Below are 12,240 nucleotides of genomic sequence, written 5' to 3'. Positions count from 1 at the left end.
GCACACCCAAGCACAGGAGACCCCGTGACCGATACTCGTTATCTGGTTCACGGGGTCTTTTGGGATGGCGCCCCGGCGCAGACGGTAAGGCACGACGGCGGCAGCCCTGTTCTGCGCCTCCAGTCACCGTCCGGGAACGTCCGCGAGGTCAGCCTCAAGCCGGGCGCCAGGCTCGGTTTCGCGGTCGCCGATCACCGCAGGTTCTGCCTGGGGCACCACAAGGTCCACTCAGCCAGTAGCCGAGACCACATCCTGTGCCCGGCCAGCGCCCGCGCCGTGAAGGGCAAGCAGTGCGAACGCTGCTTTGTGCTGGACGATTCCCGCCTCATCCACGATTTCCACCGGGGCGGCCGTGTTCCGGACGGGCTGCGAACTTATCTTCTGCAGGATCACTGGCTCTACGTTGCCACGTTCGCCGGCGGGGCCAGCAAGGTGGGCACGGCGTCCCACCTGAGGAAATGGAACCGGCTCGCGGAACAGGGCGCGGTGGTGGCGCGGTACGTTGCCAGGGCGGCGGACGGCCGGGTGGTGCGGATCCTTGAGGACATGGTGACGCGCGAGGCCGGGCTCGCGCAGCAGGTCCGCTCCGCCGCGAAAGCCGAAGCCCTCGCGGGGCCGTTGCCCGCGGCCACCTTGGACGGCATCAACGAGCGGCACGCGGCCGCGGTCCGCACGATGCTGGGCCAGGCCGCCGTCGACGGTTCCAGCCCAGAAGGTTCCAGCCCAGAGGGTTCCAGCCCAGAGGGTTTCAGCCCAGAAGATTTCAGCATTGTGGACGAACTGTGGGTGCGGCCGGCGCAGGCGGCAGGGCTCTGTGCCCCCACGGCGCGCCACACCTACCCTCATCCGTTGGAGCAGGGAAAGCACGGCTTCGGCATCAACGCGCTGAGCGGGACCAACGCCCTCGCCAGCCTGGCCGGAACGGATGCGGCGTTTGTGGTGAACCTGGCCCGGCTGGCTGCCCGGACCATCGTCCTGGGCGACTTCGCCTCGGAGGTGCCGGCCGTGCAGGAATCGCTGTTCTGAACGTGCTCGGTAGACTGTCACGGTGCTCAAAGAATTCTGGGAGTCAGCGCCCACCTCGTACAAAGTCCTGGTGTTCGGCGCCATGGGCCTCATCGCCGTCGGGATCATCCTGAACCTGGTGGGCAACACCACCAACAACCGTGACCTCGCCATGGCGTCCCTTGCGGTCATCGGCCTAGGCCTGGTCCTGCACATCATCGGGATTGTGGTGCGGGGCCAGACTATTCGGAAGAACCTCCGCAAGTAGCCGGAATTCCTGGTGTCCCGGGGCAGACCGATAGGCTTGAGGCCATGACTATCAATCCGGACCTGCAGGGCCGCAGCTACCCTGCCGCAGAGGTTTACGACGTCGGCCGCGAGAAGATCCGCGAGTTCGCCCGCGCGGTCAAGGCCACGCACCCAGCCCATTTCGACGTCGAGGCCGCGAAGGCCCTCGGACACAAGGATTTGGTGGCACCACCCACGTTCGCCATCATCATCGCCCAGCGCGCCGATGCCCAGCTGATCGAGGATCCGGACGCCGGCATCGACTTCTCCCGTGTGGTCCACGCCGACCAGCGCTTCATCCACCACCGCCCCATCTTTGCCGGCGACCGGCTGGTTGCCGAACTGCACGTTGACGGTGTCCGTGCCATGGGCGGCGGGGCCATGATCACCACCCGCCAGGAAATTTTTGCCCTGAACGACGGCGGCAACGGGTCGCGCGAGGCAGTCGCCACCACCACTTCATCCATCCTCGTCCGCGGAGAGGGACAGTAACCATGAGCCCCAGCTTCCACGAACTCAGCGCCGGCCAGGACATCGGCAGCCGCACCATCGAGGTCACCCGGACCGACCTGGTCAAGTACGCCGGCGCCTCCGGCGACTTCAACCCCATCCACTGGAACGAAGCCTTCGCCACCGGCGTGGAACTGCCCGGCGTCATTGCCCACGGCATGTTCACCATGGGTGCCGCCGTCCAGCTGGTGACCGACTGGGCAGGCGACCCCGCCGCCGTCGTCGACTTCCAGACCCGCTTCACCAAGCCGGTCCTGGTTACCGACACCACCGGAACCCCGGACGCCGGGGCCATCATCGAGGTCAGCGGCGCCATTGGAAAGCTCGACGCCGAGGCCGGCACCGCCCGCGTTGACCTCACCGTGGTTGCTGCGGGCCAGAAAGTGCTGATGAAGGCCCAAGCCGTCGTCAGGCTTTCATGATCCTTTGACCTGAACGCAACTGCCTCGGCCGAGGTCATGGCTTGGCGCAATGCCGTTGTGGTTGCCCACGCCGGCAGCGGACCTGCCCCCGGCACTGTTGGTTTGCTGTTGCTGTGCATGACGCTAGGGTCGTTCGTGTGGCTTTCCCTATAGTGTGGTCTGGTGACTTCCACTTTGCTCTCCCAGCTGACCACCGCCGCCGTCGGAGGACCCGCCGGCAAGTACATTGAGGCCACAACCGAGGCGGAGATCATCGACGCCGTCCGCACGGCGGACGCTGCGGGGGAGCAGGTCCTCATCATCGGCGGCGGCTCCAACCTCCTGATTTCCGACGACGGTTTCCCCGGCACCGTGATCAGGATCGCCTCGCAGGGGTTCACCGTCAACGCCGAGGATTCCTGCGGCGGCGTGGCAGTGGTGGTCCAGGCCGGCCACAATTGGGATGCCCTGGTGGAACACGCCGTGCTGCATGCCTGGTCCGGCCTTGAAGCGCTGTCCGGTATCCCGGGCGCCACGGGCGCCACGCCGGTGCAGAACGTCGGGGCCTACGGATCGGACGTCTCCCAAACCATCGCGGCGGTACGCACCTGGGACCGGAGCCGGAACTCGGTCCAGACCTTCACAAACTCCGAGTTGAAGTTCGGCTACCGCGATTCCATTCTGAAGCAGACCACTGTCGAGGGCTCACCCCGCTACGTGGTGCTGACCGTGGAATTCCAGCTCCCGCTGGCCCGGATGAGCGCGCCCATCCGCTACGCCGAACTGGCCCGCTCACTCGGTGTGGAGGCAGGCAAACGGGCTTACTCCAACGATGTCCGCCGGGAAGTCCTGCGGTTGCGGGCCTCCAAGGGCATGGTGCTCGACCCGGCCGACCGGGACACTTATTCCACCGGTTCGTTCTTCACCAACCCGATAGTCCCCGTGGACGTGGCGGCAACGCTGCCGGAGTCCGCGCCGCAGTACCCCGCCGGGGCGGACGGGCTGGTGAAGCTGTCCGCCGCGTGGCTGATCGACCAGGCAGGGTTCGGCAAGGGCTATGGCCTGGAAGGGGTCAGCGCCTCCGGCGGCCGGGCGTCATTGTCCACGAAACATACGCTGGCCATCACCAACCGTGGCTCCGCCAGCGCCACGGACATGCTGGTCATCGCGCGCGAGGTGCGCGCCGGCGTCGTCGAACGCTTTGGCATTGAACTTCACCCGGAACCGCTGCTCATTGGCCTGGCGCTCTAGCGTCAGCCTGCGTCAATGCTCGACGACGGTGTGCCCGGCAGCCTCGTCTTGGAGCCGGAGCACGCCAACAAGATCGTCCCGGGCGGCAACGGAGTATTCAAGAAGACAGTCGTGGCAGGGGGAGAAGTGATCGGCACGTGGGCGCGCGCCGGCAGGACCCGCCGGTCAGGCGGCTTTCGAGAAAGCGGCCGAACTATACCGCGCGTTCCTGGACAGCTGACACTGATAGCAACGCGGGGTCACTTAAGGCCCATCCGACGGTGCGGAATGGGCCTTAAGTGACCCCGCGTTGCTGCTTAGAGTGAGGCGGACCTACAGGTTCCCGGTGGCGATGTTGAGCATGCGGCGCAGCGGCTCGGCGGCGCCCCAGAGCAGCTGGTCACCAACGGTGAAGGCGCTGATGAATTCCGGGCCCATTTCCATCTTGCGGATGCGGCCCACGGGGATGTCCAGTGTGCCGGACGCGGCCACGGGGGTCAGGCCTGCCATGGAGTCTTCCTTGGTGTTCGGGATGACCTTGGCCCACTCGTTGTCTTCCGCGAGAAGCTTCTCGATCTCGGCCACGGAGAGGTCCTCGCGGAGCTTGAGCGTCAGCGCCTGCGAGTGCGAACGCATGGCGCCGATCCGGATGCACAGGCCGTCCATGATGATCCGGTTTTCGTCCGATGTGCCCAGAATCTTGTTGGTCTCAACCCCGGCCTTCCACTCTTCTTTTGACCGGCCGTTGCCCAGGTCCGCATCGATCCACGGGATCAGGGAACCGGCCAGCGGCACGCCGAACTGGGTGGCGTCGATGTCGGTGCGCTGATGGGCCAGGACCTTGCGGTCAATTTCGAGGATGGCCGACGCCGGGTCGTCCAGTTCCGAGCTGACCTCGGCGTTGAGCGTGCCGAACTGGCTGAGCAGCTCGCGCATGTGCCGGGCGCCGCCGCCGGAGGCCGCCTGGTAGGTCATGGAGGTGCCCCATTCGACGAGGCCATTCTTGAACAGCCCGCCGAGGCCCATAAGCATGCAGGAGACAGTACAGTTGCCCCCGATGAAGTCCTTGGTGCCGTTGACCAGGCCCTTGTCGATGACGTCGCGGTTGATCGGGTCCAGCACGATGATCGAGTCGTCGTTCATGCGCAGCGTGGAGGCGGCGTCGATCCAGAGGCCGTCCCAGCCGCGGCTGCGCAGCTCGGTGTGCACACGCGTGGTGTAGTCCCCGCCCTGGGCGGTGACAATAATGGGCAGCTTAGCCAGCGTGTCGACGTCGAACGCGTCCCCAAGCTTGCCGGCCGCGCCAGCGGCAGCACCGGCAATCGACGGGGCGGCAGCTCCCGCGTTTGACGTGGAGAAGAACACCGGGTTGATGTTGGCGAAGTCGCCTTCGTCCTGCATGCGCTGCATCAGGACGGAGCCGACCATGCCGCGCCATCCGACCAGGCCGACGGAGGGGGTAGCTGCTGTAGTCATTCGTACAGTTTAGACGCCGGAACGGGCCAGGCGCAGTCGGTTACGTCATACCCCGTGGGGACGGCGTGCGGCAGCGCGCGGCAGGAAACCGATGTCAGCCGCGGTTAGTTTCCGCCAGCACCGCGGCTTTGCGGAGCCGCAACGCGTAGAAGGCGCCGAAGGCGAAGACCTGCGTGACCACCACCAGCACGATGGCCCCGGGGATCTTGTTGCCGCCCAGGATCATGGTCAGGCCAACGATCGCAGACAGCAGCGCGAGCAGCGGCAGCAGCATGTAGCCCAGGACAAACAGTGTTTCCGGTTTTTTCAACATCTCAGCCCTGCGTCCTAATCCATTTGGTAAACCTGTAGCGTGTTCCGTTGGCTGCTGTCAGCCACCCGTCCGGCGGGACGGACGCCGCCGCCTCCCAGGTTTCGTCGAGCTCGGGAGCGAACGTGTCGCCGTCGGCCTCCACATCGATGGTGGTGACCACCGCGACGTTGGCGAGTTCGGTGGACTGGCGGAAGACTTCGCCGCCGCCCAGGATCCACACGGTCCCGCCGCCGTCGACGAACTGAGACTCCAGGAGGGCATCATCCAGGGAGGGGACCACGACGGCGCCCTCCGCCTCGGGCGTTTCGCCCCAGTTTTTCTGCCGCGTGATCACAATGTTGGTCCGGCCCGGCAGGGGACGGTACTTGTCCGGGAAGGACAGCCACGTCTTGCGGCCCATGATCACCGGATGCCCCATGGTGAGACGGTTGAAGTGCTTCAGGTCTTCGGGCAGGTGCCAGGGCATGTCGCCGTTTTTGCCGATCACGCCGCCGGACGTCTGCGCCCACACCAGGCCGACGCCGGTCACGGAACCGGAAAGCTCCTGGGCGAAGGACTGGGGGTCTGCTGCGTTTCCGGTACTCATACGGCGATCGGGGCCTTGATCGTGGGGTGGTGCTGGTAACCAACCACCTCGAAGTCCTCGAGCGTGTAATCGAAGATCGAGGCCGGCTTCCGGGCGATCAACAGCTGCGGATAGTCATACGGTTTCCTGTCCAGCTGTTTCAGGACCTGGTCCATGTGGTTCTCGTAAATGTGGACGTCGCCACCGGTCCAGACAAACTCGCCGGGCTCCAGCCCTACCTGCTGCGCCACCATGCAGGTGAGCAAGGCGTAGGAGGCGATGTTGAAGGGCACGCCCAGGAACATGTCCGCCGAGCGCTGGTAGAGCTGGCAGGACAATTTGCCGTCAGCCACATAGAACTGGAAGAACGCGTGGCACGGAGGCAGCGCCATATCCTTGAGCTCGGAGACGTTCCACGCGGACACAATGTGCCGGCGTGAATCCGGGTTGGTTTTGAGGTTCTCCACAAGCTCGGCGACCTGGTCAATATGGCCGCCGTCAGGGGTGGGCCAGCTGCGCCACTGGACGCCGTACACGGGACCCAGTTCGCCTTCCGCGTCAGCCCACTCGTTCCAGATGCTCACGCCCTGGTCCTGCATCCACTTTGCGTTCGATTCGCCGCGCAGGAACCACAACAGCTCTACCGCCACGGACTTGAAATGCACGCGTTTGGTGGTGATCAGCGGGAAGCTCCGGCCAAGGTCAAAGCGCAGTTGACGGCCGAAAACGCTGGTGGTTCCGGTGCCCGTGCGGTCGGATTTGTGCGTGCCATGGGCCAGGACATCGCGCAGGAGGTCTTCATAAGGCGTCGGGATGCTCACGGCTAAAGTCTACCGGGCGCTCCGCCCGCGGCCGCCGATGACATTGCCCGGACAGGGACCGGGTCCGCCATGCCGGGATGCAGCCGGGCGCTCAAACCTTAGTCGTCGAAGGGCTTCAATTGCTCCACGGCCACGATGCGGTGCTTGTTGCCGACGGCCACATGGCACACCACCATCTCGCCAGGGGACAGATAAGGGTCCGAGTCGGGCAGGAGCGTGCGCAGGCGGCCCGGCATGTGCTTACCCAGCTGGCCCAGGACTGTGGGCAGTGCAGGTCGATGCGTGCAGACGGCGACGGGCTGTGCCTTTTCCAGGAGCGACTCGATGACGGCAGCGGTTTTTTTGGGCGTCCGGGCGTGCTTATGTTCTGTCAGCGCCTCCACCAGCTTGACCTTGGCCCCGGTCGCCCTCAGGTAAGGCGCCACGGTTGACACGCAACGCTGCCAAGGGCTGGTCACCACGCGCGGCGGCTTCCAGGCCTGCAACAGCCGGCCCACGGCCTGGGCCTGCCTGATCCCCGTCGCGGCCAGCGGCCGTTCACCCTCGGCTTTGGACCAGGACGAGCGCGGTTTGGCCTTCGCATGCCGCACCACAATCAGTGGCCACGTGTTCAGCTCACCGCGGCTATGGGCAGCCTGCAGATACTCCAGGGGAACGACGTCGGACGGGTTGGTCAGCAGCCCGGCGGCCGTTTCGGGGGCGCACCACACCACGCGGTCCACCTCCTTGCCGTCTGGAACGAGCCGGGCACCGTTAACCTGGACCGCCCAGTAGTGGACCACCTTCAGTCCGGACGGCACGTGGTAATGGATGGGTGGGAGCGGGATACCCAGGGGCGCGGCAAGCCCGATTTCCTCCTGCACCTCACGTGCGGCGCATTCGGGAATGGTCTCGCCGGGGTCGATCTTGCCCTTGGGCCAGGACCAGTCGTCATACCGCGGACGGTGGATCAGCAGGACTTCAAGACCGTCCGAGTTGATCCGCCAGGGCAGCGCCCCGGCCGCAACGACGGCAACTGCCTCGCCGGGATGGTCTGTCTGATCTGCTACGAGGATGTCGCTCGCCAACGCCGTAGCCCTACCGCCGGCTCAGGCTGCGCTGGCGGGTGCGCGAGGCCAGCAGCCAGGACTGGATGTCGTCGAGGGGGCTGCCGTCGTCGGCAGTGTGGTGACGGTTCCACAAGCCCTCGTTATCCAAGTGCCAGCTGGCTGTTTCCGGGTCCATGTAGCGCTGCAGCAGGTCAAGGACGTAGCGGATGTCGTCAGGATTGGACAGCTGGACCAGGGCCTCGACCCTGCGGTCCAGGTTTCGGTGCATCATGTCGGCCGAGCCGATGTACACCACGGGATCGCCGCCGTTGGCGAAGGCGAAAACCCGGGAGTGTTCCAGGAAGCGGCCCAGCACCGAGCGCACGGTGATGTTGTCGCTGAGGCCCGGGACGCCGGGACGCAGCGAGCAAATGCCGCGCACAATGACGTCCACCATCACACCGGCCTGGGAGGCGCGGTACAGGGAATCGATGATGGCTTCGTCCACCATGGAGTTGACCTTGATCTGCACCCTGGCGGCCAGCCCGGCGCGGGCGTTGCGGATCTCGGTTTCGATGCGGTCAATCAGCCCCGAGCGGACGGAGCGGGGAGCAACCAGGAGCCGCTTGAACGTGGACTTCGGCGCGTAGCCGGAGAGCTGGTTGAACAGCTTGGAAAGGTCCTCGCCCACCTGGTCATTGGCGGTCAGCAGGCCAAGATCCTCGTAGTAGCGGGCCGTGCGGGGGTGGTAGTTGCCGGTGCCGATGTGGCAGTAGCGGCGCAGCCCGTCCACTTCCTGGCGAACCACCAGCGACAGCTTGCAGTGGGTTTTCAGGCCCACGATGCCGTAGACCACGTGGACGCCCGCCTGTTCCAGCTTCCGGGCCCAGGAGATGTTGGCCTGCTCATCGAACCTGGCCTTGATCTCCACGAGGGCCAGCACCTGCTTGCCGGCCTCGGCTGCGTCGATCAGGGCGTCAACGATGGGGGAGTCGCCCGAAGTCCGGTACAGGGTCTGCTTGATGGCCTGGACCTTGGGGTCCGCGGCCGCCTGTTCCAGAAACGCCTGCACCGAGGTGGAGAAGGAGTCGTACGGGTGGTGGAGCAGGATGTCGCGGCGGCGCATGGCCGAGAAAACGTTGGCGGCCTTGGACGTCTCGGACTCGTTCAGGAACCGGGACGTGTGCGGCAGCTGCTTGGGGTAATGAAGGTCGGCACGGTCAATTCCGGCAATGACGGACAGCCCGCGGAGGTCCAACGGAGCCGGCAGCGAGTACACCTCGGACTCTTCCACGCCGAGCTCACGGATGAGCAGGGCCCGGATGTTCGGGTTGATGTCGTGGGTGACCTCAAGACGTACGGGAGGGCCGAACCGGCGGCGCAGCAGTTCCTTCTCCAGCGCCTGCAGGAGGTTCTCGGCGTCGTCCTCTTCCACCTCAAGGTCTTCATTGCGGGTGACGCGGAAGATGTGGTGTTCCAGGACTTCCATGCCGGCGAAGAGCTTGTCCAGGTGGACGGCGATGACTTCCTCAAGCGCGATAAAACGTGCCACGCGTCCCGCGACAGCTCCGGCCCGCGGACCGTCGATGGAGATCAGGCGGGGAAGCTGGTCCGGAACCTTGAGGCGGGCGAAGAGCTCCTTGTCGCTCACAGGGTTGCGAACCACCACGGCCAGGTTCAGGGACAGTCCCGAAATGTAGGGGAACGGGTGCGCCGGGTCCACAGCCAGAGGCGTCAGGATGGGGAAGACCTTTTCGGCGAACATCGCGCTGAGCTGCTGCTTGGCGGCGTCGTCCAGTTCGTCCCAGTGCATCAGGTGGATGTGCTCGTAGGCCAGGGCGGGGCGGATCTGTTCGGCGTAGACCTGGGCATGGCGCTGCTGGAGGCGGTGGGCTTCGTCGCCGATCTTCTCCAGGACCTCTACCGGGCTAAGTCCGGCAGGGGAGGGCACCGCGAGGTTGGTGGCGATCCGCCGCTTCAGGCCTGCCACGCGGACCATAAAGAACTCGTCAAGGTTGGACGCGAAGATGGACAGGAAAGCCACACGTTCCAGGAGGTGGAGCGCGGGATCTTCGGCGAGCTCCAGGACGCGGGAGTTGAATGCCAGCCAGCTGAGCTCGCGGTCCAGGAACCGGTCCGGCCGGATGTCCCCTTCAGGCACAGGGTTTGGCGCAAATTCGGGGATGTCGATCCGGTCCTGCGTTGCACGCGAGGCGGGGACTTCAGACGAGCCGAAGCGCGCGCGCACCGGCACCGAGGCGCCTTCGGACGTGACTGTTCCGGCGGGTTCCGGTTTCATGGTCTCTCCTCTTACCTGGCGCTTGATGCTGGCCCTCGGCCGGCGCGGTTCTCTACCAACCTTACAATCAATCAGCATTCACGAGCCTTGGATTTGGGCTTATCCGAAGCTGCTAGTCACACGAGTGGGCTAACTCACCCGGGCCCCTCTAAACGGCGGACAGCGGGCCGTACATCACGTCCATGTCCCAGCGTGTGAAGCCCAAGCCCCGGTAGAGGGACACGGCCGCAGCGTTGTCGGCATCCGTATAAAGCATCACGGCGTGAAGCCCCAGGCCCTGAAGATGCCTGATGCCTGCCACGGTGAGTGCCTTGCCCAGGCCCATACCCTGCGCGGCAGGTGTCACGCCCACCGCATAGACCTCGCCGATCGCCGGATGGGCGCCGTGGTGCGGATGCACCTTGGTCCAGTGGAATCCCAACAGCCGGTCCTCGGCGTCCACCGCCAGCAGGAAGCCGGCGGGATCAAACCAGTCCTCGGCCAGCCGGGCATCCAGGTCCGCGCGGGACATAGAGCCCTGCTCGGGGTGGTGGGCAAAGGCGGCGCGGTTCGCAGCCAGCCAACCGTCCTCGTCCTTGCCCGGCACAAAGGCGCGGAGCGTGACGCCGTCCGGGAGACCGACGTCGGGCAGTTCCGCAGTGGCGGTAGTCAGCCTCATCTTCCAGAGCTCGCGGACCGGACCGTAGCCGTAGCGGGCGGCGAGGTCCGCTGCCGCCTCGTGGTTGCCATGGGACCAAGCCTTCAGGCCGTCCAGGCCGCGCTCTGACTTCAGTGCGCCCACAAGGCGGTCTGCCACGCCCTGGTTGCGGTAGCTCGGATGGACGGCGATTTCCAGCACGCCGCCGTCGTCCGCTTCCGCGACAACGACCGCAAACCCGGCCAGGTCCTGACCGGAGGAAGGATCGGAATCTTCGTCCGGTGCGTAGAGCGCAAGGGTCAGGAGGGAATGCTCCGCCGAGTCCCCGGCGCGGAGCGTCACCACCGTTTGTTCAGACAGTGAGGGGTTGCCGTCAGACTCCTCGGCAGCTGCCAGGAGCGTCACGCAGTCCTTCAGCAGTTGTTCCTCCACGCCGCCGTGGACAACAAAGACGGGCCATTTTTCCGGGTGCGCAGGACTCATGAGGCTAGGCTATACGCCCCGGCCGGAAGGCGCCCCGATTTGATGGCCCCGGGGCAGGCACGTATAGTCGTTATCTCACCCGCCGGTTACGGCGGGAACGAGGGGGATCCACCAGTGGGGTGGCCTCGATACGTTCGACCCGTATGTCCTCCACCAGCAAAGCTTCACAAATACAGGAACAGCCCCGGGCCACTCGTCCGGGGCTGTTCCTGCCTGAAGGTGCTGTTTGAACGGTGTCAGGCTTCTGTCAGTTCGTCTTCCTGCTGCCGCACCAGGGTCAGGCGGTAGCCGACGTTCCGGACCGTGCTGATCAGGTTTTCGTGGTCGGCGCCGAGTTTGGCGCGCAGCCGCCGCACGTGGACATCAACGGTGCGCGTGCCGCCGTAGTAGTCATAGCCCCACACCTCGGTGAGCAGCTGCTGGCGGGTGAAGACGCGGCCGGGGTGCTGGGCGAGGTATTTGAGGAGTTCGAATTCCTTGAACGTCAGGTTTAGGGGCGCTCCGTTGACGCGCGCCGTATAGCTCGCTTCGTCGATGACCACACCCGCCGCGCGGATCTCCGTGGGGGCGTCATCCTTGTCCGGCACAGCCCGCGCTATGGAGAGCCTGATGCGGGCTTCCACTTCGGCGGGACCGGCTGAATCGAGCACGATGTCATCTACTGCCCAAGCCGACGAAACAGCGGCCATGCCGCCTTCGGTCAGGATCAGGACCAAGGGTGCGCTCAGGCCGGTGGCTTTCAGCAACTGGGTGAGGGAGCGGGCGCCCACCAGGTCCTTGCGGGCGTCCAGGAGCACGACGTCGCAGGGATCTGTCTCCAGCAGGGCTGTGGGTTCCGCGGCGAGGATGTGCACACGGTGATTCAGCAATTCCAGGGCAGGCAGGATATTTACCGATGAACCGGTGCTGTTCGTCAATAGCAGGATGTGCGACATTGTTCCTCCAAGGGGCGTCCGCGCATCTTCGGGCGACTGAACCGGGTTTTCACCGGCCGGTACTATCTGTACTGCAGCGAAATTCGCCGACTTAAGGATCTATCCGGCAGGCATCCGTTGCAGGAAGCGTAGCTGAACCTTGAGTATACCCACCAGCCCGCGCGGCGGCACGGATTCCGGCCCGGCAAACTTCCGCTTTGCGACATATCCGGGTCATATAAGGCAGGATTGAGCCGTGGGGCAGAACGC

At 65.4% G+C, this 12,240-nt stretch carries 13 protein-coding genes and 1 pseudogene; 6 read left to right on the top strand and 8 right to left on the bottom strand.

Annotated elements, in window-relative coordinates:
* Nucleotides 1-24 precede the first annotated feature (24 nt).
* The 6 genes and pseudogenes from QK290_RS04625 to QK290_RS04600 all read left to right on the top strand — a co-directional run.
* The gene (locus QK290_RS04625) at nucleotides 25-1,026 is read left to right on the top strand and encodes a DUF2797 domain-containing protein (protein WP_282329515.1); all 1,002 of its coding nucleotides are present in this window, start codon (nucleotides 25-27) and stop codon (nucleotides 1,024-1,026) included.
* A gap of 22 nt (nucleotides 1,027-1,048) precedes the next feature.
* Entirely contained in the window at nucleotides 1,049-1,273 is a 225-nt protein-coding gene (locus QK290_RS04620) for a DUF3188 domain-containing protein (protein ID WP_282329514.1), read from the top strand.
* Between the two features lie 44 nt (nucleotides 1,274-1,317).
* Nucleotides 1,318-1,785: a MaoC family dehydratase N-terminal domain-containing protein gene (locus QK290_RS04615; protein ID WP_282329513.1), complete on the top strand. Its 468-nt coding sequence runs from the start codon at nucleotides 1,318-1,320 to the stop codon at nucleotides 1,783-1,785.
* Between the two features lie 2 nt (nucleotides 1,786-1,787).
* The gene (locus tag QK290_RS04610; protein WP_282329512.1) at nucleotides 1,788-2,225 is read left to right on the top strand and encodes a MaoC family dehydratase; all 438 of its coding nucleotides are present in this window, start codon (nucleotides 1,788-1,790) and stop codon (nucleotides 2,223-2,225) included.
* A 162-nt stretch (nucleotides 2,226-2,387) separates the two neighbouring features.
* On the top strand, nucleotides 2,388-3,455 hold the full coding sequence (locus QK290_RS04605) for a UDP-N-acetylmuramate dehydrogenase (RefSeq protein WP_282329511.1): 1,068 nt from the start codon (nucleotides 2,388-2,390) through the stop codon (nucleotides 3,453-3,455).
* A gap of 39 nt (nucleotides 3,456-3,494) precedes the next feature.
* Nucleotides 3,495-3,675: pseudogene (locus QK290_RS04600) on the top strand (winged helix DNA-binding domain-containing protein); the annotation flags it as partial.
* Nucleotides 3,676-3,767: 92 nt separating this feature from the next.
* Here the strand turns inward: QK290_RS04600 and asd are convergent.
* From asd to QK290_RS04560, 8 genes are all read right to left on the bottom strand, one after another.
* Nucleotides 3,768-4,910 (bottom strand): aspartate-semialdehyde dehydrogenase, encoded by a 1,143-nt coding sequence (gene asd, locus QK290_RS04595; RefSeq protein WP_282329510.1) that lies wholly within the window; start codon nucleotides 4,908-4,910, stop codon nucleotides 3,768-3,770.
* A 94-nt stretch (nucleotides 4,911-5,004) separates the two neighbouring features.
* Entirely contained in the window at nucleotides 5,005-5,223 is a 219-nt protein-coding gene (locus QK290_RS04590; RefSeq protein ID WP_282329509.1) for an NF038396 family protein, read from the bottom strand.
* Between the two features lies 1 nt (nucleotide 5,224).
* Entirely contained in the window at nucleotides 5,225-5,809 is a 585-nt protein-coding gene (locus QK290_RS04585) for a dihydrofolate reductase (protein WP_282329508.1), read from the bottom strand.
* A complete protein-coding gene (locus QK290_RS04580) occupies nucleotides 5,806-6,609 on the bottom strand; it encodes a thymidylate synthase (protein ID WP_282329507.1) in 804 nt (267 codons plus the stop codon). Before QK290_RS04580 ends, QK290_RS04585 begins: the two co-directional genes overlap by 4 nt.
* Nucleotides 6,610-6,707: 98 nt before the next feature.
* On the bottom strand, nucleotides 6,708-7,676 hold the full coding sequence (locus QK290_RS04575) for an NUDIX hydrolase (RefSeq protein WP_282329506.1): 969 nt from the start codon (nucleotides 7,674-7,676) through the stop codon (nucleotides 6,708-6,710).
* Between the two features lie 10 nt (nucleotides 7,677-7,686).
* The gene (locus tag QK290_RS04570) at nucleotides 7,687-9,936 is read right to left on the bottom strand and encodes an RNA degradosome polyphosphate kinase (protein ID WP_282329505.1); all 2,250 of its coding nucleotides are present in this window, start codon (nucleotides 9,934-9,936) and stop codon (nucleotides 7,687-7,689) included.
* A gap of 148 nt (nucleotides 9,937-10,084) precedes the next feature.
* Nucleotides 10,085-11,056, bottom strand: a complete 972-nt coding sequence (mshD, locus tag QK290_RS04565; RefSeq protein ID WP_282329504.1) for a mycothiol synthase — start codon at nucleotides 11,054-11,056, stop codon at nucleotides 10,085-10,087.
* Nucleotides 11,057-11,292: 236 nt separating this feature from the next.
* Nucleotides 11,293-11,991 (bottom strand): response regulator transcription factor, encoded by a 699-nt coding sequence (locus QK290_RS04560; RefSeq protein ID WP_282329503.1) that lies wholly within the window; start codon nucleotides 11,989-11,991, stop codon nucleotides 11,293-11,295.
* Nucleotides 11,992-12,240: the final 249 nt, after the last annotated feature.

It is taken from the genome of Pseudarthrobacter sp. AL07, assembly GCF_029960665.1.
In the GTDB taxonomy this organism is placed as follows: Bacteria; Actinomycetota; Actinomycetes; order Actinomycetales; family Micrococcaceae; genus Arthrobacter.
The sequence above is the reverse complement of the archived record's forward strand: the minus strand, read 5'-3'. Positions and strand labels throughout refer to the sequence as shown.

Bases quoted from the DNA above. Each gene is read 5' to 3' on its own strand.
- QK290_RS04615 (WP_282329513.1), top strand. From the start codon at position 1,318: ATGACTATCAATCCGGACCTGCAGGGCCGCAGCTACCCTGCCGCAGAG.
- QK290_RS04610 (WP_282329512.1), top strand. From the start codon at position 1,788: ATGAGCCCCAGCTTCCACGAACTCAGCGCCGGCCAGGACATCGGCAGC.
- asd (WP_282329510.1), bottom strand. From the start codon at position 4,910: ATGACTACAGCAGCTACCCCCTCCGTCGGCCTGGTCGGATGGCGCGGC.
- QK290_RS04590 (WP_282329509.1), bottom strand. From the start codon at position 5,223: ATGTTGAAAAAACCGGAAACACTGTTTGTCCTGGGCTACATGCTGCTG.
- QK290_RS04585 (WP_282329508.1), bottom strand. From the start codon at position 5,809: ATGAGTACCGGAAACGCAGCAGACCCCCAGTCCTTCGCCCAGGAGCTT.
- QK290_RS04570 (WP_282329505.1), bottom strand. From the start codon at position 9,936: ATGAAACCGGAACCCGCCGGAACAGTCACGTCCGAAGGCGCCTCGGTG.
- mshD (WP_282329504.1), bottom strand. From the start codon at position 11,056: ATGAGTCCTGCGCACCCGGAAAAATGGCCCGTCTTTGTTGTCCACGGC.
- QK290_RS04560 (WP_282329503.1), bottom strand. From the start codon at position 11,991: ATGTCGCACATCCTGCTATTGACGAACAGCACCGGTTCATCGGTAAAT.